This window comes from Pseudomonas sp. (genome assembly GCF_002796985.1).
Taxonomy (GTDB): Bacteria; Pseudomonadota; Gammaproteobacteria; order Pseudomonadales; family Pseudomonadaceae; genus Pseudomonas.
In genome coordinates this window covers 281,727-301,725 of sequence record NZ_PEKX01000018.1, presented here as the reverse complement: position 1 = coordinate 301,725, position 19,999 = coordinate 281,727, and the positions used below count along the sequence as shown (strand labels likewise).

Sequence of the window (19,999 nt, the reverse complement as noted above, 5' to 3'; positions counted from 1 at the left end):
CTCTGCTCGACGGTGGCCGCCATGCCCGCCCGCCCGTTCCACATCGCCGCTGCAGTCCCGCTCTCCGGGCATCCCCGGATGCACTGCTCGTGCTTCGCGCTGCTGTTGCTGCTGTGCATTCGCCTTGTCTCTGCCGACCCCGTGGCGCCCATCCTCTCGCCCACTGTCGCGAGATTCGTGCTGGCCAACGCCGAGTTCAGCGTGATGCACGAGATGGGGCATGTCCTGATCGCCGAGTACGACCTGCCGGTACTCGGCCGCGAGGAAGATGCGGCGGACCAGATCGGCTTCATCCTGCTTTTCCGTCTCTATTCCAGGCTGCCGCGCGATGAGGTGGACGCGCGCCTGCTGGACATCGCCGACTACTGGCGGCTGGAATGGCAGACACCCAAGCCGCCGCCGGACCAGGTGCTGGCCTGGGACAGCCACCCGCTGGACGAGCAGCGCTACTACAACATCGCCTGCCTGCTCTACGGTAGCGACATGGCGCGGCTGGACTGGCTGCCACCGCTCACCGGCCTGCCCTATGAGCGGGCGGTCTACTGCGATCAGGAATTCCATCAGGCCAGCAAGGCGTTCGAATGGATCAGGCACACGCGGCGTACGTCCTCGATCCAGCACCACGCGGCCTGGCACCTGACCTGGGAGACGCCGTCGGTGAGCCGCGACGAGACCGAGCCGCTGATCGCCCTGCTGCGCGACGGCGATCACCTGCAACTGATGATCAACGAGGTTTTCCGCCTGTTCCGCCCACCTCGCCCGCTGAACGTCCGGCTGATCAGCTGCGGCGCGCCGGACGCCTGGTACAACAGCAACAGCGGGGAAATGGCGCTCTGCTACGAGCGCCTGCAGCACTTCCGCGAAATGGCCGAGAACCTGCCGCGCCTGCGTACGCCGGTGACGCGGCAGTGCCCAGGACCGGCCGGGCTCAGGCCGGGCGGATGCTGAAACCGATGCGCGGGAAGTGCACGTGGACGCTGCCGGCGCGTGGGTCTTCGCGGCGCAGGACCAGGCTCTCCCGTCCGGCGTGCAGCAACTCGCCTTCCACCGGGTCGCAGCCGTAGTCGGTGGCGGCGATCACCACGCGCTGGCCGGCCCGGAAGCCGTTGGGGTCGACGAAGGTTTCCTCCGGCAGCGCGGCCGGCTGGCTGTCGCGGGCCACGGCAATGGCTTCCTCGGCGCTCATCTCGCTGGCGGCGCCGTGGCCGAAGCCCAGTACGCGGCCGAGCCACGCGGCAACCGAGGGGTAGTCGTCCACCAGCGGCGCGGTGACCGGCGTGCCCTTGAGGAACCACAGGCAGTGGGCCAGGGAGAAATCGGCGATGGAAGGTTCGCCGAACAGGAAGTCGCCTTCCTCACGGGCCAGTTGCTCCTCGACGCGGGCCATGAAGGCCGGCCACTGGTGCTTGGCCTGCTCGGCCGGCAGCTTGCTGGCGGTGCCGCCGCTGAACAACTGGCTGCGGTCGGCGACGAAGGCCTGGAGGAACTGCGGCGGTAGCTTGCCGAAACGCATGGCGATGGATTCGGGTTGGAACACCAGGGCGACGGCATGCTGGAAGATCACCGAGTCGGCCCACAGGGCGAAGCTGGCCGAAGTGAATTCATGGCCTTCGGGGAACAGCGCCGGCACGGCCTTTTCCTGCTCCAGGCGACGGGCGATCAGCGCCGTGTCGCAGTAGATGTCGGCACCAACCTGCAGCACCGGGGTCTTGCGGTAGCCGCCGGTGAGTGCCATGAGGTCCGGCTTGGGCATCAGCGGCGGGATGGTCACCGAGCGCCAGGACAACTGTTTGAAGCCCAGCATCAGACGCGCCTTTTCGGCGAAGGGCGAAGTCGGGTAGTGGTGCAGGATCAGCTCGGACATGGGTGGCTCCAGCGGTCGGAAGGTGGTCCGGCAGCTTAACCCCTGCGGCGCGCGCGTCCTACCTCATCCCCCGGATGGCACGACATCCACGGCGCTGATGGTGAAGGGGCTGGCCAGCACCAGGCGCTCCTTGGCCTTCTTGGTCAGCGCCTTGATCGCTCGCTCGCGGCGCAGGGCGTCGCCCTTGCCGGGGCAGGCCTCGACGTAGACCAGCGCCTGGGCCGGGCTGGAATGGAAGAAGCGCGCGCCCTTGCCGGTGCGATGGGTTTCGAAGCGCCGCTGGGCATCATCGCTGATGCCGCAGTAGAGCGCGCCGTTCTCGGCACGCACCAGGTAGACGAACCAGGGCTTGGGCTCGGCGGCCGTCACGACGCCCAGACTCTGGCCTGCATGCGCTCACAGTAGGCGACCAGGCGCTCGTAGCTGCGCGCCATGTCGTTGAGCGGGGTTTCCAGGGTGCTGAGGATAAGGTTGGCCAGCACGCCATATGTCGCGGCATCGGCACTGCAAGGCTGGGCGCCACCGAAGTACGGCAGGTCGCCGAGCATGCCGTCGAGGGCCTCGAGGTCGTCGCGGGCGAAGCTCAGCAGCTCCTCGCGGCTGTGCCGCAGCAGGCCGCGGCCCTTGAGGTCGCCACGGATCTTGCGCTGCAGCATCGCGCCCATCACCGGCCGCAGTGGCGCGGGCACGCTACGCAACATCACGTCCTTCACCTGGCGGAAGCCCTGCTCGTCGAGCCAGCGGAAGTACACCAGCAGCGGCACCAGGTGCTCGTCGCACAGACGGGTGATCGACACCGCCCAGCCACGGCCACGGGCGTCGAGGCCAGCGTCAAGGTCGAACTCGTAGTACTGCTGCAGGGTACGCATGATGATCGCCGTGTCGGCGATAGCTTTGCCGTCCAGCGTAATGAACGGCAGCTTGCCCTTGGGCCCCTTGCGCGGGTCCATCACATGCTTGATCTGGTACTCCAGCCCGGCGAGGCGCAGGAAGGTCTCCAGCTTCAGGCAGAAAGGGCTGACGTTGGGTACGTTGAAGGCGGGCGGGAACTGGAAAAGTGTGATCATGGCGGCGTCCGGCTCTCAGTCGCCTGTCATTTAAGCCTATCCCGCCGCCACGGGCGAGCCCGAAAGCCCGCGATCAGGCCTTCCCCACCCGTTGTGCGCGGTATGCCGCAAGGCCTTTGGCCGCCTGCGCACGAATCGCCGCCTGCACTGGCGGCGCCCAGCCGAGCAGGGTTCCCTTGATGCCGAGGGCCTGGCGCGACCATTTCCACAGGTCGAAGCGGTCGACGTGCTGACAGATCAATCCGTCTCGGAAATGGAAATGTGCCTGGATGTGATTGATCACTTTCCGACCAGTCTGGGTGAAGGTGTAGGACGCCACCCAGCGCGCTGAGCCGCTCGAATCGCCGGCCTCGACGCCCTCGTAGGTGAGCGAGAAGTCCTGGGCGCGTGCCGTGAGCATGCGCCACATGTCGCCAGCCTCGGCGCCGCGCAGGTCGGTGAACACCGGGTCGCTGAACTGCACGTCGGCGCTGTAGCAGGCAGCCATGGCCTCGCCGTCGCGGCGCTGGAAGGCCTGGTAGAAACGTTCGATCAACTGGGCGTTGGCGTGGGCCATGGCGGGCTCGTGTCGGGAGGGATGTGCGCAGTATCGGGGCGGGTTCGACTGGACACGATTGGCAATATCGACAACATTATGATCAATAGCGCCAATTGTGCTGCCAGAGAAAAGCGAGACGCCATGTTCAGGATAGCCCTGCTCGTCTGCCCGCAAACCCTGTGTTCCAGCCTTGGCCTGGCCATGGACAGTTTCCACCTGGCCAACCGCCTGGCCGGCGAGCGACGCTTCGAGGTACTGCGGGTCAGCGCCGACGGCAAGCCGGTGGAGTTGTCCTTCGGCCGCGTGGCGGTGGAAGGCGGCCTCGATCTCGCCGCGCGCTGCGACCTGCTGCTGATTCCCGCCACCGGTGCGGATATCGCCAGCACCGTCGCTGCCAATCAGCCGCTGCTCGCCTGGTTGCGCCGCGCGCCCGCCAGCGTGCAACTGGGCAGCCTGTGCAGCAGCGCTTTCCTGCTGGCGGAGGCCGGCGTGCTGGACAACCGCCGCGCCACCACGCACTGGGCGCTGGAAGCGACGTTCCGCGAACGTTATCCCCAGGTGCGGCTGGACATCGACGCCTTGTGCACCGACGACAACGGTCGCCTCTGCTCCGGCGGTGCCCAGGCGGGTCTGGACCTGTGCCTGTACCTGATCGAGCGCCATGCCGGCGCCGCTCTGGCACGACGCGCGGCGGCGACCCTGGTGTTCGAGCACGGCCGTGGCCGCCAGCGGCGCTTCACCCCGCTGCTGCCCGACCCGCTACCCGCCGGCTCACCGCTGGAGCCGCTGCTGGCCTGGCTGGAGGACAACTACGCGCAGCCCTTTGACCTCACCACCCTGGCGCAGCGCGTGCACTGTTCCACGCGCACGCTGTTGCGGCGCTTCCGCGAGCAGGTGGGGATGTCGCCGAACGATTACGTGCAACGCCTGCGCATTGCCTCGGCGCAGGAGGCGCTGGGTGATCCGGGGCGTTCGCTGGAGCGCATCGCCAGCGACGTCGGCTATGCGGACCGGGCAAGCTTCGCGCGGCTGTTCAAGCAGGTGTGCGGGGAGACGCCGGGGGCTTTCCGGCAGAGGCTGATGGGGCGGCAGGCTTGACGTTTTTCTGTAGGAGCGAGCTTGCTCGCGAACCCGCCTAACTTGGAAGTCGCCGGAGAACACCGTTCGCGAGCAAGCTCGCTCCTACGAAGAGCCGTCGATCGACGGCTGGGTGGAAATGGGTATCGATGGGTATCGCTTCGTTCCACACCATCCTACGTAAAAGAAGACCGCGAATCCGGGTCGGTCAGTTGAACCACTCCATCGCCGTGCGCCACACGCAGACACCGACGAAGTAGGCCGAAGCCACGAACCACAGACCGAGCAGCCAGGGCTGGTCCAGCGGATGCTGGAGGATCAGCAGCGCGCTGCTGAGCATCCAGATAAAGGTCACGGCGATGTTCAGCGGCATGAACTGGCGCACTCGGAACGGGTGCAGGAACTTCATGCGGGTCAGGGTCAGCGCGGCCAGCACCAGTACAGTGACGAAGCTCACCCAGGGGTGCAGGTCGAGCACGAAGAAGTACACCGCCACCACGTTCCAGGCGGCCGGGAAGCCGACGAAGTAGTTGTCCTTGCTCTTCATGTTGACGTTGCAGAAGCAGAACAGCGAGGACACCAGGATCACCCCCACCGCCAGCAGTTCGGTGTGCACCGGCAGCGGAATGTAGCGGTAGATGAAGATCGCGGGGATGAAGACGTAGGTGAGGTAATCGATCACCAGATCGAGGGTGGAGCCATCGAAGTGCGGCAGCACCGCCTTGACGTCGAACTTGCGCGCCAGGGTGCCGTCCAGGCCATCCACCAGCAGCGCCGCACCCAGCCACAGCAGGCAGGCTTGGGGCTTGTTGTCGACCAGCGCAAGCAGCGCCAGCAGCGCGAGGATGACACCGCTGGAGGTCACCGCGTGGGCGCCCCAGGCCTTGGCTTTGCTGAGGTTCAATGGCGATAGGATCAGGTTCACGTCGGCTCTCTTCCTTTGGACGGCGGATGCAGGGGAGCTACTTCAAACGGTAGCCCATCCCTGACAAACCACTGCACATGGGAACACCGACCAGACGACCGAGTTCAGCCGCTTTTTCGCGATGTGCACCGTGTTGCGGTGGAATCGGCAGCATACGCCGTAGGGGCCTGGGCTCGCCATCGGGGGGGACGAGCGTGACGGGGCTGACCTGATAACGCGAGGAAAGGCGCGAGTTCGTTGTAGGAGCGAGGTGGACGCCCAGTTCTTGCTCGCGAACCGCCCAGCACCGAAGTGGCCGGGAAGCCTGTTCGCGAGCAAACTCGCTCCTACAAATACATCAGTGCAGGATCTGGCTGAGGAACAGCTTGGTGCGGTCCGACTGCGGGTTGTCGAAGAACTGGTCCGGCGGCGCCTGCTCGACGATCTCACCCTTGTCCATGAAGATCACCCGGTTCGCCACGGTGCGCGCGAAGCCCATCTCGTGGGTCACGCAGAGCATGGTCATGCCGCTCTGCGCCAGGCCGATCATGGTGTCGAGCACTTCCTTGACCATTTCCGGGTCGAGCGCCGAGGTGGGTTCGTCGAACAGCATGATCTTCGGCTTCATGCACAGCGCACGGGCGATCGCCACGCGCTGCTGCTGGCCGCCGGAGAGCTGGCCGGGGAACTTGTTGGCCTGCTCCGGGATGCGCACGCGCTCCAGGTAGTGCATGGCGACTTCCTCGGCCTGGCGCTTGGGCAGCTTGCGCACCCACATGGGCGCCAGGATGCAGTTCTGCAGCACGGTCAGGTGCGGGAACAGGTTGAAGTGCTGGAACACCATGCCGACTTCGCTGCGGATCGCCTCGATCTGCTTGAGGTCGTTGGTCAACTCGGTGCCGTCGACCACGATGCTGCCCTGCTGGTGTTCCTCCAGGCGGTTGATGCAGCGGATGGTGGTTGACTTGCCCGAACCGGATGGCCCGCAGAGCACGATGCGCTCGCCCTGCTTGACCTCCAGGTTGATGTCCTTGAGCACGTGGAACTGGCCGTACCACTTGTTCACGCCCTTCATGGTGATCATCACATGATCGCCGACGGCCGGCTGCGCGGTCTTTTGGGTGGCTTCAGACATGACGATTCACTCCTAACGCTTATGGCCAGTGTCCAGCTTGTGCTCCAGGTGCATGGAGTAGCGGGACATGCTGAAACAGAAAATCCAGTAGACGACCGCGGCAAACACATAGCCTTCAGTGGCCATGCCCAGCCAGGCCGGGTCCGCGGTGGCGCGCTTGATGCTATTCAGGAAGTCGAACAGGCCGATGATGATCACCAGGCTCGTGTCCTTGAACAGCGCGATGAAGGTGTTGACGATGCCGGGGATCACCAGCTTGAGCGCCTGCGGCAGGATCACCAGGCCCATGGTCCGCCAGTAGCCCAGGCCCATGGCGGCCGCGGCCTCGTACTGCCCCTTGGGTATGGCCTGCATGCCGCCACGCACCACCTCGGCGATGTAGGCGGCCTCGAACAGCACCACCATCACCATGGCCCGCAGCAGTTTGTCCAGGTTCATCCCCTCGGGCAGGAACAGCGGCAGCATCACCGAAGACATGAACAGCACGGTGATCAGCGGCACACCGCGCCAGAACTCGATGGTGGTGACGCAGATGACCTTGATCGCCGGCATCTTCGAACGCCGTCCGAGCGCCAGCAGGATGCCCAGCGGCATCGCCCCGCAGATGCCCACCGCAGCGATCACCACGGTGAGCATCAGGCCGCCCCAGGCACTGGTGGGCACGCTTGCCAGGCCGAGGAAGCCGCCGTGCAGCAGCCAGTAGGCCACGATCGGCAATGCCACGAGGAAGCCCAGGCCGTACTTCACCTTGTACGCGAAGCGCTTGAGGAACAGCGGCGCTGCGCCGAAGACCACGAACAGCACGGTGAGGTCGACGCGCCAGCGCAGTTCTTCGGGGTAGAAGCCGTACATGAACTGGCCGAAGCGCGAGCCGATGAACACCCAGCAGGCGCCCTCGCGGGAGCAGTCGGCGCGGGTGGTGCCGGTCCAGTCGGCCTTGATGATCGCCCACTCCAGCAGCGGCGGCAGGATCAGGTAGACCAGGTAGATACCAACCAGCGTCAGCAGGGTGTTGAACCAGCTGGAGAACAGGTTGGCGCGCAGCCAGGCGAGCACGCCCACGCTCATCGCCGGTGGCGGCAGGTCGGGCTTGAAGGTATGAGTTGTCATGGCGTTTCCCCTACCTCTCGACCAGCGCGATGTGCTTGTTGTACCAGTTCATCAGCAGCGAAATGCTGATGCTGATGGCCAGGTACACGCTCATGGTGATGGCCATGGTCTCGATGGCCTGGCCGGTCTGGTTGAGCACCGTGCCAGCGAACAGCGAGACCATGTCCGGGTAGCCGATGGCGGCCGCCAGCGAGGAGTTCTTCGCCAGGTTCAGGTATTGGCTGGTCAGCGGCGGAATGATCACCCGCAGCGCCTGCGGGATGATCACCAGGCGCAGCGTCTGCCCCGGGCGCAGGCCGAGCGAGCCAGCCGCCTCGGTCTGACCATGGCTGACCGCCTGGATGCCGGCGCGCACCGTCTCGCCGATGAAGGCGGCGGTGTAGACCGACAGCGCGAGGACGATGGACACCAGCTCCGGGATCACCACCCAGCCGCCACGGAAGTTGAAGCCCTGCAGCACCGGCATATCCCAGTGGAACGGTGCGCCGGCCACCAGCGACACCAAGCCCGGCAACAGGACCAGCAGCGCCAGGCCACTGACGAACACCGGGAAGGATTTGCCCGTGGCATGCCGGCGGGCCTTGGCCCACTTCCAGATCACCGCCCAGCCGACCAGGGCCAGGACCACCGCGACGATGAACGGACCGAGGCCATCGGCGGCAATCGGTGCGGGCATCTGCAGGCCGCGGTTGTTGATGAAGAACAGGTCGCCGAAGCTGATGCTCTGCCGCGGATTGGGCAGCGGGCCGAGCACGGCGAAGTACCAGAAAAAGATCTGCAGCAACGGCGGGATGTTGCGGAAAGTCTCGATGTACAGGGTCGCCAGCTTGCGGATCAGCCAGTTGGGCGACAACCGCGCCACACCGAGGATGAAGCCCAGGACGGTGGCGAAGACGATACCAATCACGGTGACCAGCAGCGTATTCAGCAGGCCGACCATGAACACCCGCGCGTAGGTGTCGCTTTCGCTGTAATCGATCAGGTGTTGAGAGATGCCGAAGCCGGCGCTGTGGTCGAGGAAGCCGAAACCGGACTGGATGCCGCGATGGGCGAGGTTGGTCTGGGTGTTGTCGAAGAGGAACCAGCCCACCGCCACCACGACGATGACGGCGATGACCTGGAATGCCCAGCCGCGCACGACGGGATCGTTGAGCGATACCCCTCGCGGGCGCTGGGCCTTGATGGAATTCTGCATGTAAGCCCTCTCGGAAGGCCGCCGGGCGACCACGGGGCTACGCCCGCGACTGCCCGGAAGGCTTCACGTCGTTCGAAACAGTCCGGCGCCCCGCTTCCGGGCGCCGGATTGGGTCAGGTCAGCGCACCGGCGGTGCGTACTGCAGACCACCCTTGTTCCACTGGGCATTGAGGCCGCGCTTGATCTTCAGGTCGCTGCCGTCGCCGACGTTGCGGTCGAAGATCTCGCCGTAGTTACCCACTTGCTTGACGATCTGTACCGCCCAGTCCTTGGGCAGCTTGAGGTCCTTGCCGTAGTCGCCCTCGGCGCCGAGCAGACGCGCGACGTCCGGGTTCTTGGTGCTCTTGGCCTGTTCCTCGACGTTCTTCGAGTTGATGCCCAGCTCCTCGGCGTTGAGCATCGCGAAGAGCGTCCAGCGCGCGATGTCGAACCACTCCTCGTCACCCTGGCGCACGGCCGGGCCGAGGGGCTCCTTGGAGATCACTTCGGGCAGCACCACGTACTCGTCCGGCGCGGCCAGCTTGATGCGCTGGGCGTAGAGCTGCGACTGGTCGGAGGTCAGCACGTCGCAACGGCCGGACTCCAGCGACTTGGCGCTCTCGTCGGAGGTGTCGTAGGTGATGGGGGTGTACTTGAGGTTGTTGGAGCGGAAGTAGTCGGACAGGTTGAGCTCGGTGGTGGTGCCCGCCTGGATGCAGACGGTGGCGCCGTCGAGCTCCTTGGCGCTGGAGACGCCGAGCTTCTTGTTCACCAGGAAGCCCTGGCCGTCGTAGTAGGTCACGCCGACGAAATTCAGGCCCATGGCGCTGTCGCGCGAACTGGTCCAGGTGGTGTTGCGCGAGAGAATGTCGATCTCGCCGGACTGCAGCGCGGTGAAACGCTCCTTGGCGGTCAGCGGGCTGTACTTGACCTTGCTCGCGTCGCCGAACACGGCCGCCGCCACGGCGCGGCAGACGTCCACGTCGATGCCCTTGTACTGGCCCTTGGCGTCGGCATACGAGAAGCCGGGAAGACCGTCACTGATACCGCACTGCACGTAGCCTTTCTTCTTCACAGCATCCAGGGTGGCGCCGGCATGGGCGAGCCCGCTGATGCCGAACACGGCGGCGGTGGTCAGCACTGCCAGGGTGGATTTCACCATCTTCATCGATCTTCTCCGTTGCTTTTTTAGTGTTTTGGAGTCCCGGTTCCACCGCCGTACCCTCGTGAGGCACAAGCAAGACATCTAACGGGATGGAGACCTGAAGGTGAGTCTAGACGGCCTGCGAAAATTCCTTCGCCAAGCCACGAACACACCTGCGAGCGCGCAGGTTTTGCACGCTGGAACGGGTATCAAGGGATCATTGCGAGTGAAGGCGAAGGTCCGTCGCGCCGCCTGTTGACCGCAGCCGACGCGACGAACCCTGAAGCAGCCCAAGGCCTGCGCGGCGCCACTTCCGGTACAGCTTTCCGGATGGGGTCGGTAGAGTGTTACCGGAAGTGGGGCCGCATGACCTGCCAGTAGCGATAGCAAGGCTCGTACCAGCCTAGGAACGTTCGTGCAAATTCGTGCAGTCAAGTCCCACAAGTTATGGCCAGGCGACATCTTCTTGCATGCCCCGCCTACCCGATTCCTCCCGCAGCGCCCCTTCCTAGAGCGCCCGCCCCATCCTGGAGCCAGCATGACCCAGCCCTTGATCATCGAACCCTCCCAGAGCGCCGACTCCTGCGTCATTTGGTTGCACGGCCTGGGGGCCGACCGTTACGACTTCGAGCCGGTAGCACAGATGCTGCAACGCAGCTTCCAGTCGACACGCTTCATCCTCCCGCAGGCGCCGACCCGCCCGGTCACCGTGTTCAACGGCATGCCCGCGCCCAGCTGGTACGACATCCTCGCCATGGCGCCGGCCCGCGCCATCGACGAAGCCCAGCTGGAAGCCTCGGCCGACAGCGTGATCGCGCTGATCCAGGGCCAGCTCGATCAGGGCATCGCCGCCAAGCGCATCATCCTCGCCGGCTTCTCCCAGGGCGGCGCCGTGGTGCTGCACACCGGCTATCTGCGCTGGAACGGCGAACTGGGCGGGGTCATGGCCCTCTCCACCTATGGCCCGACATTCAGCGAAGGCATAAGCCTGCCCGCTACCAAAAGACAACTGTCCGCACTCTGCCTGCATGGCAGTTTCGATGACGTAGTGACGCCGGCCATGGGCCGCGCCGCCTACGACTTCCTGCAGGCCAACGAGGTGCCCACCCAGTGGCGCACCTACCCGATGAGCCACGAAGTGAGCAACGAGGAACTCGGCGATATCGGCGCCTGGCTGCGGGAGCGCCTGTAACCCCCTGATCCTGCCTGGAGGCCATTCGTCGCGTGGTCAAAGACGAGACACGGCACCTCACCCCGGCGCCACGCGTCGAGGTGACCGCCGATGACCGTCACGGGCAGAAAGCGCGTCTGTTCGTCGGCGGCCTCGACCTAGACTCGCGCACTGTGCTGGCCTAGCCCCTGCGTGGTTACGCCGTGCATGTGGAGCGGGTGGAAAGCCGATGAAACACCGGCCGACCGCCGGTCGGCCGGGCTTGGGAGCGAATTGCCAGTAGTCAAATCTGACTAATACTGATGGCTCAATGTGCGAAGAGGACTACAGGGAGAGTCAGTCGTGCACATCATCAGTCATCGCCAGTCCGCCACTGCGCCATGAAAGCCGCGCAGTGGAAAGAAGACATCCGCCAACTCCAGCACCTGCGCCTGTTCCAGAACGTGGCCGCGGCCAACCTGCAGCTGTTGCTCAAGGATTTCCGCGCCTGCGAGCTGGACCGCGGGGAAATCCTGCTGTCGCCTTTCAACCGCAACCACTTCCTTTATATGGTTCTCTCCGGGCACCTGACGGTGTACCTCGGCTCGCTGGACAATCAGCCAGTGAGCACCCTGCATCCAGGTGATTGCGCCGGCGAGATCAGCTTCATCGACAGCGATCATCCCTCCGCCTACGTCGTCGCCAACGAGCCGACCACCGTATTGCGCCTGCACCGTGAGGCGCTGATCGGGCTGTTCGAACATTCGCCCCAGATCATGCAGAACCTCCTCTCGGTACTCTGCGAGCGGGTGCGCCAGGGCAACCGGATCATTCTCGACACCGAGCAGAACGCCAACATCGACACCCTCACCGGGCTGTTCAACCGGCGTTGGCTGGAGCACATCTACGACCGTGAGAGCACGCGCTGCGCCTTCAACGAACAGCCCATGTGCATGCTCATGCTCGATGTCGACCACTTCAAGAACTACAACGACGAGCACGGCCACCTGGCCGGCGACTACGCGCTCTGTCTGGTCGCCCACACCCTGCGCAGCCAGCTGCGGCCCAAGGACAGCATGGCGCGCTTCGGTGGCGAGGAGTTCGTCATCCTCCTGCCGGAAATCGCCATCGAGGAAGCCCGGCGCATCGGCAACCGCCTGCGCCAGAGCCTGGAACAGGTCGCCTCCTTCTATTCCCCGGTGGGCGTGTTGCCCGGCGTCACCGTATCCCTCGGCCTGGCCGAGATGGACCTTCAGGAAAACCTGCCGAGCCTGATCCTGCGCGCCGATGGCGCCCTCTACCAGGCCAAGCAGAAGGGCCGCAACTGCCTCTGCGGCTGAGCCCGAGGCGCGGCCCCACTACTCTGGCCCCGCCCTTCTGTTAGATTGCGCCCCAGCCAAGCTCCGACAAGAGCATCCATAACAACAAAGCCGGGAAGCTGACATGCGCAAACTACTGATCATCCTGATCGTCCTGCTGGCCGTTGGCCTGGGGATCTTCTTCAACCTGCCGGGCTACCTGGACCGACAGATGAACACCGTGGCCAGCAAGCCGCCCTACCCCGCCTCCCCCGAGGCCCAGGCGCTGCACCAGACCCTGTTCATCGCCGACCTGCACGACGACGCCCTGCTCTGGGACCGCAACCTGCTCGACCGCCACGACCACGGCCACACCGACCTGCCGCGCCTGCTCGAAGGCCACGTCGGCCTGCAGGTGTTCTCCACCGTCACCAAGACCCCGCGCGGCCTCAATTACGAAAGCAACAGTGCCGACAGCGACAACATCACCCCACTGGTGATCGCCCAGCGCTGGCCGGCGCGCACCTGGAACAGCCTGCTCGAACGCGCGCTCTACCAGGCCGAACTGCTGGACAAGGCCGCCGCCGACAGCCACGGCAAGCTGACCCTGATCCGCAGCCGCGACGACTTCAGCCGCTACCTCGGCGCCTGGCAGAAGGACCCGAAACAGCTCGCTGGCGTGCTCGCCACCGAAGGCCTGCACCCGCTGGAAGGCAAGCTGGAAAATATCGACCGCCTGTATGACGCGGGCTTCCGCATCATGGGCCTGACCCACTTCTTCGATAACGAAGTCGGCGGCTCCGCCCACGGCCTGAAGAAAGGCGGCCTGACCGAGTTCGGCCGCGAAGTCGTCCCGCGCCTGGAAGACAAGAAGATGTTGATCGACCTGGCCCACGCCTCGCGCCCGCTGATCGACGACGTGCTGGCCATCGCCAAGCGCCCGGTGATCGTCTCCCACACCGGCGTCGCCGGCACCTGCCCCGGCCCGCGCAACCTGACCGACGCCCACCTGCGTGGCATCGCCAGAACCGGCGGAGTGATCGGCATCGGCTACTGGGACGGCGCGGTGTGCGAGACGTCCGTCGACGCCATCGTCAAAGCCATGCGCTACGCCGCCGACAAAGTGGGAGTCGAGCACATCGCGCTGGGTTCCGACTTCGACGGCGCGGTGAATGCGCCCTTCGACACCACCGGCCTGGCACAACTGACCCAGGGCCTGGCCAGGGCCGGTTTCAGCAACGACGACATCGCCGCGATCATGGGCGGCAACGTGCGCCGGCTGCTGCTGGAGAACCTTCCGTAAGCCAAGTCAAGCCCTTGGATGCCCGTGGCACTTCGCCCTGCGGGCATCTTGCATTACACTGGCGGCCGTTCATTCCTTAACCAGTACGAGATCACCGTGCTCAAAGCACTCAAGAAAATCTTCAGCAAGGGTGATGGCGAGCAACCCGTCACCACGCCGGCAGCCCCCGCTCCCGCTGCCTCCGAGCCCGCCCAGAGCGGCGAGAAGCGCCCGCGCAAACCGCGCAATCCGCGCCCCCAGGGCGATTCCGCCGATGCTGCCGAGAAGCCGGCACGCGGCCCGAAAAGCGACAAACCCCGCGCCGAGCGTTCCGAAAAAGGCGAACGCGGCGAAAAACGCGACCACGCCGCCAAGGCCGAGCATTCCCCGAAAACCGAGAACGCCGACAAGCCCCGCGAGCCGAGGGCCGACAGACCGCGCCGCGAGCGCAAGCCGCGCACGCCGGTGGTCGACAACTGGAAGCTGGAGGACTTCGCGGTCGAGCCTGCCGAAGGCAAGACGCGCTTCCACGACTTCAACCTCGACCCGCGTCTGATGCACGCCATCCATGACCTGGGCTTCCCCTACTGCACGCCGATCCAGGCGCAGGTACTGGGCTTCACCCTGCGCGGCCAGGACGCCATCGGCCGCGCCCAGACCGGCACCGGCAAGACCGCCGCGTTCCTCATCTCGATCATCACCCAGCTGCTGCAGACCCCGCCGCCGAAAGAGCGCTACATGGGCGAGCCGCGTGCACTGATCATCGCGCCGACCCGCGAGCTGGTGGTGCAGATCGCCAACGACGCCCTCGGCCTGGCCAAGTACACCGGCCTGAACGTGATGAGCTTCGTCGGCGGCATGGACTTCGACAAGCAGCTCAAGACCCTGGAATCGCGCTTCTGCGACATCCTGGTCGCCACCCCGGGCCGCCTGCTGGACTTCAACCAGCGCGGCGAGGTGCACCTGGACATGGTCGAGGTGATGGTGCTGGACGAAGCCGACCGCATGCTCGACATGGGCTTCATCCCGCAGGTCCGTCAGATCATCCGCCAGACCCCGCACAAGGGCGAGCGCCAGACCCTGCTGTTCTCCGCCACCTTCACCGACGACGTGATGAACCTGGCCAAGCAGTGGACCGTCGACCCCGCCATCGTCGAGATCGAGCCGGAGAACGTCGCCAGCGATACCGTCGAGCAGCACGTCTACGCCGTGGCTGGCAGCGACAAGTACAAGCTGCTGTACAACCTGATCTCGCAGAACGACTGGACTCGCGTGATGGTCTTTGCCAACCGCAAGGACGAGGTTCGCCGCATCGAGGAACGCCTGACCAAGGACGGCATCAGCGCCGCCCAGATGTCCGGTGACGTACCGCAGCACAAGCGCATCAAGGTTCTCGAAGGCTTCCGTGAAGGCAAGATTCGCGTACTGGTCGCCACCGACGTCGCCGGTCGCGGCATCCACGTCGACGGCATCAGCCACGTGATCAACTTCACCCTGCCCGAAGATCCGGACGACTACGTGCACCGCATCGGCCGTACCGGCCGCGCCGGCAGCACCGGCACCTCCATCAGCTTCGCTGGCGAGGACGATGCCTTCGCCCTGCCGCCGATCGAAGAGCTGCTGGGCCGCAAGATCAACTGCGAAATGCCGCCCACCGAGTTGCTCAAGCCGGTACCGCGCAAGCACTGATCGCCCGCTGCACTGACCTTCCGCACCCAAACAAGGCGAAGCCACCCGGCTTCGCCTTTTTTGTTCCCATCGGCGTTACGTCCAGTGACGCATTCCCCTTCCTGGCGCCTCTCGTTTCTCCCGCCGGACCCGCCGGGACGACCGTACGCCATCCCCCCGCAAACAATGGCAACGCGCCACCACCCGCGCGCCAGGCCCACCTCGGCCACTTCTGCTCAGATTTATTTACAGACGTAAAAAAATTCGCACGCTTCTTGCAAAGCACGCGAGAACAATTCCAAGAACTCGTCGGAATCCTCCCATGCCCTTGCGCGCCAAACTTGCTCTGAGTTTCCTCTCGGTCGGCCTGATCCCCGTACTGGTGATGGCCATCGTGGTCTATCTCCAGGCCAGCCGGGCCCTCGAAGAACAAAGCCTGAATGCCCTCGAAGCGGTCGCCAGCATCAAGCAGCGGCAACTGATGGACGCCTGGAAGGCGCGCAACGACCAACTCAGCAGCCTCGCCACCAACCTGGGCAGCAACTACGCGGGCCTGGATAGCGCTTCGCTGGTGACGACCGCCAATTACGACCGCCCGGTGTTCGAGAACTTCATCAAGACCTTCGGCTACCGCGAACTGCGCCTGGTGGCCGGCGACGGCACCGTGGTCTTCAGCCTCGGCCGTGGCGTCGACTACCAGCAGAACATGGGTACCCCGCAGTGGCGCGACAGCGCCTTCGGCAAGTTCGTCCGCACCGCGCTGGACAGCGGCAAGGCCAGCATCAGCGACCTGGAGCAAGCGCCCAACGACCAGCAGCCAGTGCAATGGCTGGCCGCGCCGATCAAGGACAACGGCAAGCTGCAGTTGCTGCTGGTGCTGGAGCTGCCGCTCGCGGCGATCAACGAAGTGATGCAGAACCGCCAGGGCCTGGGCGATAACGGCGAAACCTACCTGGTCGGTGGCGACAGCAGCCTGCGCTCGGATTCGGTGCGTTTCGCCGATCACCACGTACGCCGCGACAAGGAAACCCCCACCGCCCTGCCCGGCCAGGCCATCGAGAAAGCCCTGGCTGGCGAGCAAGGTCGGCTCTCGGAGATCGGCCTGAGCAACGAGCCCGCGCTGAAATCCTTCGTCCCGCTGAACCTCGACGGCCTGCATTGGGCGCTGGTGGCGGAAATGGACCAGGCCCAGGCCTTCGCCCCGGTGCGCAAGCTGATGTGGCAGATCCTCGTGCTCGGCCTGCTGACCCTGGTGGGCGTGGCCGTCGGCACCTGGCTGGTCAGCCGCAGCGTGATGCGCCCACTGGGCGGCGAACCGGCCAGCATGGCCGCACTGGCCCAGCGCCTGGCCAACGGCGAGCTGCGCCTGAGCGACGATGCCAACGCCAGCAGCGGCCTGATGCAGGCCCTGCGTGAAATGACCACGGCCTGGCGCCAGGTGGTCGAGCGTCTGCGCCAGGCCAGCGAGGCTGTGGGTGATGCCAGCGGCGACATCCTCGACGCCGCCGGCCGCACCAGCAGCCACCTGGACCAGCAGCAGGAAGCGCTGGAAATGGTGGTCAGCGCCGTCGATCAGATGGCCGCCACCGTGCAGGAAATCGCCGGCAGCGCCAGCCGTAGCGCCGACGGCAGTGCCGCCGCGCGGCAAGCCTTCGTCGCCATGCAGGGCACCCTGCAACACATGATCGGCCGCCAGGACCAACTGCTGGTCGGCCTGCGTCAGGCCGATGGCGTGGTGCAGACCCTGGCCGGTGAGAGCCAGCAGATCGGCTCGGTGCTCGACGTGATCCGCTCCATCGCCGAGCAGACCAATCTGCTCGCCCTCAACGCCGCCATCGAAGCCGCGCGCGCCGGTGAAGCGGGGCGCGGCTTCGCCGTGGTCGCCGATGAAGTGCGCAGTCTCGCCCAGCGCACCCGCAGCGCCACCGACGAGATCGTCGCCATCGTCGGCAGCCTGGGCGATTCATCCGTGCAAGCGCAGTCGAGCATGAGCGGCGCCAGCGAACAGGCACATACCCTGGAGCAGGACACCCAGGCCGTACTGGACGCACTCGGCGCGCTGGACGACTCGCTGCAGGGCGTGCACGCCATGGCCTTCCAGATCGCCGCCGCCGCCGAACAGCAGGCCGCCACGACCCAGGAAGTGAACCAGCACATGCACCGCCTGAGCGACATGACCGTGGAAAACCGCAAGACCGCCGCGCACACCCGCGACTGCGGCGAGCACCTGCGCCGCGTGGCCGGTAGCCAGGAAGAGCTGGTGGCGCAGTTCAAGCTGTAATGCCGCCCCACACAGGTTGAGCGCTTTTTGTAGGAGCGAGCTTGCTCGCGAACCACACGACACCGGAACCACCGGCAGAATGCGTTCGCGAGCAAGCTCGCTCCTACGAAGAGCCCCGCCCGACCACACGCCCTTGCCGATCAAGACAATCGAGTCCAGAATGGAAAAATAAATCCATATCCGGAGTCTCGCCATGTCCGCCGCCACGCCTTTCACCCTTAACCAGGCCGACGCCGAACGCCTGCTGGAACAGGTCGACGTGCTCCAGGCGATGCGCGAGATGTTCGTCGAACTGGCCGCCGGCAGCGCCGTGCAGCCCGCGCAGCAGCTGGTGGAATTCCCCAACGGCGGTGGCGACTTCATCAACTACCTGGGCGTGCTGGCCTCACAGAAGGTCTACGGCGTGAAGACCTCGCCCTATATCGTGCGCCAGCCCAAGTCGCTGGTCACCGCCTGGAGCCTGCTGATGTCCATGGACAGCGGCCAGCCGCTGCTGCTCTGCGACGCCGGCAGCCTGACCACCGCGCGCACTGCCGCCACCACCGCTCTGGCCGTGCAGGAACTGGCCCGCCCGGACGCCAAGCGACTGGCCATCGTCGGCAGCGGTCCGGTCGCCCGCGCGCACCTGCGCTACGTGGCCGGCCTGCGTGACTGGCAGAGCATCCGCGTCTATTCGCCGAACCTGAATGCCGGTGTACTGGCCCAGTTCGGCGCCATCGATTCGCGCGCCGAACCCGCCGCCAGTCTCGAAGCCGCCGTGGTCGACGCCGACGTGGTGCTGCTGTGCACCTCCTCCGGCACCCCGGTGCTCGATCCGGCGATACTCGGCAAACCCGCGCTGATCACCTCCATCAGCACCAACGTCGCCCGCGCCCACGAAGTGCCGCCGCAGTCGCTGGCGCAGATGGATGTGTACTGCGACTACCGCGCCACCACGCCCGCCTCCGCCGGTGAAATGCGTCTGGCCCGCGACGAGCACGGCTGGGACGGCACCCTGCGTGGCGACCTGCCGGAACTGGTCAGCGGCCAGGCCGCCAGGCCGGACTACCAGCGCCACGCCTTCTTCCGCTCCATCGGCCTGGGCCTGGAAGACGTCGCCCTGGCCAATGCGCTCTACCATCTGCAACGCCAGAACGCCTGAGCCGGAGACGAACATGATCGAAGTCGATTTCCTCATCATCGGCGGCGGCATCGCCGGCGCTTCCACCGGCTACTTCCTCTCCCGCCACGGCAAGGTCGCCGTGCTGGAGCGCGAGTCCCACGCCGGCTACCACTCCACTGGCCGTTCGGCGGCGCTCTACACCGTCGCCTATGGCACGCCGCAGGTGCGCGCGCTGACCGCCGCCAGCCGAGCCTTCTTCGACAACCCGCCGGAGGGCTTCGTCGAGCACCCGATCCTCACCCCGCGTGGCGAGATGACCGTGGACTTCGAAGGCAACCCGGAAGAACTCCAGCGCCAGTTCGACAGCGCCCGCGACAGCGTGCCGGAGATGCGCCTGCTCGATGCGGATGAAGCCTGCGCCATCGTCCCGGTGCTGCGCCGCGAGAAAGTCCACGGCGCGATGCTCGACCCCAGCGCCGCCGACATCGACACCGACGGCCTGCTGCAGGGCTACCTGCGCGGCATCCGGCGCAACGGCGGCAGCGTGCAACTGGACAGCGAAGCGCTGGAAATCAAGCGTATCGACGGTTCCTGGGAAGTGCGCTGCGCGCAGCAGACCTACCGTGCGCAGGTTTTGGTCAACGCCGCCGGCAGTTGGTCCGACAAGATCGCCGAACTCGCGGGCGCCGCTCCCCTGGGCCTCACCCCCAAGCGCCGCGCGGCCTTCCTGTTCAGCCCGCCGGAGGGCGTGGATAGCCACGCCTGGCCGGTGCTGGTGAGCCTGGACGAATCCTTCTACTTCAAGCCCGACGCCGGCATGCTGCTCGGCTCGCCGGCCAACGCCGATCCGGTGGAGCCCCACGACGTACAACCCGAAGAGCTGGACATCGCCCTGGGCATCTACCAGATCGAGGAGCACACCACCCTCAGCATCCGCCGCCCGAGCCACACCTGGGCCGGCCTGCGCTCGTTCTTCGCCGACGGCGACCTGGTGTCCGGCTACGACCCGGCCACGCCCGGCCTGTACTGGGTCGCGGGCCAGGGCGGCTATGGCATCCAGACCTCGGCAGCGATGGGCGAGACCAGCGCCGCGTTGATCCGCCGCGAGGCCCTGCCCGAGCACCTGACCCGCCATGGCCTGACTGCCGAGATGCTCTCGCCGGCACGCCTGCTGGCCCCGTGAGCCACAGGCCGTGACAGCCCGC

19 protein-coding genes are annotated in these 19,999 nt (G+C 65.9%); 10 read left to right on the top strand and 9 right to left on the bottom strand.

The window, feature by feature from the left end:
- Nucleotides 1–21 precede the first annotated feature (21 nt).
- Nucleotides 22–948: a DUF4344 domain-containing metallopeptidase gene (locus CTR55_RS21915; RefSeq protein ID WP_296289296.1), complete on the top strand. Its 927-nt coding sequence runs from the start codon at nucleotides 22–24 to the stop codon at nucleotides 946–948.
- Here the strand turns inward: CTR55_RS21915 and CTR55_RS21910 are convergent.
- The 4 genes from CTR55_RS21910 to CTR55_RS21895 all read right to left on the bottom strand — a co-directional run bounded on the left by CTR55_RS21910 (nucleotide 929) and on the right by CTR55_RS21895 (nucleotide 3,487).
- A complete protein-coding gene (locus tag CTR55_RS21910) occupies nucleotides 929–1,864 on the bottom strand; it encodes a glutathione S-transferase family protein (RefSeq protein WP_296289293.1) in 936 nt (311 codons plus the stop codon). The two genes, CTR55_RS21915 and CTR55_RS21910, sit on opposite strands and share 20 nt — an antisense overlap.
- A gap of 63 nt (nucleotides 1,865–1,927) precedes the next feature.
- Entirely contained in the window at nucleotides 1,928–2,233 is a 306-nt protein-coding gene (locus CTR55_RS21905) for a GIY-YIG nuclease family protein (protein WP_296289291.1), read from the bottom strand.
- On the bottom strand, nucleotides 2,230–2,931 hold the full coding sequence (locus CTR55_RS21900; RefSeq protein ID WP_296289290.1) for a glutathione S-transferase C-terminal domain-containing protein: 702 nt from the start codon (nucleotides 2,929–2,931) through the stop codon (nucleotides 2,230–2,232). Before CTR55_RS21900 ends, CTR55_RS21905 begins: the two co-directional genes overlap by 4 nt.
- A gap of 73 nt (nucleotides 2,932–3,004) precedes the next feature.
- Nucleotides 3,005–3,487, bottom strand: coding sequence for a nuclear transport factor 2 family protein (locus tag CTR55_RS21895; protein ID WP_296289289.1), 483 nt, complete (start codon nucleotides 3,485–3,487; stop codon nucleotides 3,005–3,007).
- Between the two features lie 123 nt (nucleotides 3,488–3,610).
- Between CTR55_RS21895 and CTR55_RS21890 the strand changes: the two genes are divergently transcribed.
- Nucleotides 3,611–4,567, top strand: a complete 957-nt coding sequence (locus CTR55_RS21890) for a helix-turn-helix domain-containing protein (RefSeq protein WP_296289287.1) — start codon at nucleotides 3,611–3,613, stop codon at nucleotides 4,565–4,567.
- Between the two features lie 187 nt (nucleotides 4,568–4,754).
- On the opposite strand, the gene pcsA is transcribed toward CTR55_RS21890, so the two are convergent.
- The 5 genes from pcsA to CTR55_RS21865 form a co-directional block, all read right to left on the bottom strand.
- On the bottom strand, nucleotides 4,755–5,471 hold the full coding sequence (gene pcsA, locus CTR55_RS21885) for a phosphatidylcholine synthase (protein WP_296289285.1): 717 nt from the start codon (nucleotides 5,469–5,471) through the stop codon (nucleotides 4,755–4,757).
- Nucleotides 5,472–5,808: 337 nt separating this feature from the next.
- Complete coding sequence (locus CTR55_RS21880) at nucleotides 5,809–6,585, bottom strand: amino acid ABC transporter ATP-binding protein (RefSeq protein WP_296289284.1); 777 nt, start codon at nucleotides 6,583–6,585, stop codon at nucleotides 5,809–5,811.
- Between the two features lie 12 nt (nucleotides 6,586–6,597).
- Nucleotides 6,598–7,695: an amino acid ABC transporter permease gene (locus CTR55_RS21875; RefSeq protein ID WP_296289282.1), complete on the bottom strand. Its 1,098-nt coding sequence runs from the start codon at nucleotides 7,693–7,695 to the stop codon at nucleotides 6,598–6,600.
- 10 nt (nucleotides 7,696–7,705) lie between these two features.
- Complete coding sequence (locus tag CTR55_RS21870) at nucleotides 7,706–8,890, bottom strand: amino acid ABC transporter permease (protein ID WP_296289280.1); 1,185 nt, start codon at nucleotides 8,888–8,890, stop codon at nucleotides 7,706–7,708.
- A 118-nt stretch (nucleotides 8,891–9,008) separates the two neighbouring features.
- The gene (locus tag CTR55_RS21865; RefSeq protein ID WP_138216154.1) at nucleotides 9,009–10,037 is read right to left on the bottom strand and encodes an amino acid ABC transporter substrate-binding protein; all 1,029 of its coding nucleotides are present in this window, start codon (nucleotides 10,035–10,037) and stop codon (nucleotides 9,009–9,011) included.
- A gap of 514 nt (nucleotides 10,038–10,551) precedes the next feature.
- Between CTR55_RS21865 and CTR55_RS21860 the strand changes: the two genes are divergently transcribed.
- The 8 genes from CTR55_RS21860 to CTR55_RS21825 all read left to right on the top strand — a co-directional run bounded on the left by CTR55_RS21860 (nucleotide 10,552) and on the right by CTR55_RS21825 (nucleotide 19,977).
- The gene (locus CTR55_RS21860) at nucleotides 10,552–11,205 is read left to right on the top strand and encodes an alpha/beta fold hydrolase (protein ID WP_296289276.1); all 654 of its coding nucleotides are present in this window, start codon (nucleotides 10,552–10,554) and stop codon (nucleotides 11,203–11,205) included.
- A 32-nt stretch (nucleotides 11,206–11,237) separates the two neighbouring features.
- Entirely contained in the window at nucleotides 11,238–11,369 is a 132-nt protein-coding gene (locus CTR55_RS21855; protein WP_296289274.1) for a hypothetical protein, read from the top strand.
- 195 nt (nucleotides 11,370–11,564) lie between these two features.
- Nucleotides 11,565–12,503, top strand: a complete 939-nt coding sequence (locus CTR55_RS21850) for a GGDEF domain-containing protein (RefSeq protein ID WP_296289273.1) — start codon at nucleotides 11,565–11,567, stop codon at nucleotides 12,501–12,503.
- Between the two features lie 103 nt (nucleotides 12,504–12,606).
- On the top strand, nucleotides 12,607–13,764 hold the full coding sequence (locus tag CTR55_RS21845) for a dipeptidase (RefSeq protein WP_296289271.1): 1,158 nt from the start codon (nucleotides 12,607–12,609) through the stop codon (nucleotides 13,762–13,764).
- Between the two features lie 96 nt (nucleotides 13,765–13,860).
- Nucleotides 13,861–15,432: an ATP-dependent RNA helicase RhlB gene (rhlB, locus tag CTR55_RS21840; protein ID WP_296289270.1), complete on the top strand. Its 1,572-nt coding sequence runs from the start codon at nucleotides 13,861–13,863 to the stop codon at nucleotides 15,430–15,432.
- A 301-nt stretch (nucleotides 15,433–15,733) separates the two neighbouring features.
- Nucleotides 15,734–17,692 carry a methyl-accepting chemotaxis protein gene (locus tag CTR55_RS21835; protein ID WP_296289269.1) on the top strand — a complete coding sequence of 653 codons (1,959 nt, stop codon included), beginning with the start codon at nucleotides 15,734–15,736 and terminating at the stop codon, nucleotides 17,690–17,692.
- 193 nt (nucleotides 17,693–17,885) lie between these two features.
- Entirely contained in the window at nucleotides 17,886–18,833 is a 948-nt protein-coding gene (locus tag CTR55_RS21830) for an ornithine cyclodeaminase family protein (protein ID WP_296289267.1), read from the top strand.
- Between the two features lie 13 nt (nucleotides 18,834–18,846).
- On the top strand, nucleotides 18,847–19,977 hold the full coding sequence (locus tag CTR55_RS21825) for an FAD-binding oxidoreductase (protein ID WP_296289266.1): 1,131 nt from the start codon (nucleotides 18,847–18,849) through the stop codon (nucleotides 19,975–19,977).
- Nucleotides 19,978–19,999: the final 22 nt, after the last annotated feature.

Coding starts and splice junctions, on each gene's coding strand:
- CTR55_RS21915 (WP_296289296.1), top strand. CDS start 22: ATGCCCGCCCGCCCGTTCCACATCGCCGCTGCAGTCCCGCTCTCCGGG.
- CTR55_RS21910 (WP_296289293.1), bottom strand. CDS start 1,864: ATGTCCGAGCTGATCCTGCACCACTACCCGACTTCGCCCTTCGCCGAA.
- CTR55_RS21900 (WP_296289290.1), bottom strand. CDS start 2,931: ATGATCACACTTTTCCAGTTCCCGCCCGCCTTCAACGTACCCAACGTC.
- CTR55_RS21895 (WP_296289289.1), bottom strand. CDS start 3,487: ATGGCCCACGCCAACGCCCAGTTGATCGAACGTTTCTACCAGGCCTTC.
- CTR55_RS21890 (WP_296289287.1), top strand. CDS start 3,611: ATGTTCAGGATAGCCCTGCTCGTCTGCCCGCAAACCCTGTGTTCCAGC.
- CTR55_RS21880 (WP_296289284.1), bottom strand. CDS start 6,585: ATGTCTGAAGCCACCCAAAAGACCGCGCAGCCGGCCGTCGGCGATCAT.
- CTR55_RS21875 (WP_296289282.1), bottom strand. CDS start 7,695: ATGACAACTCATACCTTCAAGCCCGACCTGCCGCCACCGGCGATGAGC.
- CTR55_RS21870 (WP_296289280.1), bottom strand. CDS start 8,890: ATGCAGAATTCCATCAAGGCCCAGCGCCCGCGAGGGGTATCGCTCAAC.
- CTR55_RS21865 (WP_138216154.1), bottom strand. CDS start 10,037: ATGAAGATGGTGAAATCCACCCTGGCAGTGCTGACCACCGCCGCCGTG.
- CTR55_RS21860 (WP_296289276.1), top strand. CDS start 10,552: ATGACCCAGCCCTTGATCATCGAACCCTCCCAGAGCGCCGACTCCTGC.
- CTR55_RS21850 (WP_296289273.1), top strand. CDS start 11,565: ATGAAAGCCGCGCAGTGGAAAGAAGACATCCGCCAACTCCAGCACCTG.
- CTR55_RS21845 (WP_296289271.1), top strand. CDS start 12,607: ATGCGCAAACTACTGATCATCCTGATCGTCCTGCTGGCCGTTGGCCTG.
- CTR55_RS21835 (WP_296289269.1), top strand. CDS start 15,734: ATGCCCTTGCGCGCCAAACTTGCTCTGAGTTTCCTCTCGGTCGGCCTG.
- CTR55_RS21830 (WP_296289267.1), top strand. CDS start 17,886: ATGTCCGCCGCCACGCCTTTCACCCTTAACCAGGCCGACGCCGAACGC.
- CTR55_RS21825 (WP_296289266.1), top strand. CDS start 18,847: ATGATCGAAGTCGATTTCCTCATCATCGGCGGCGGCATCGCCGGCGCT.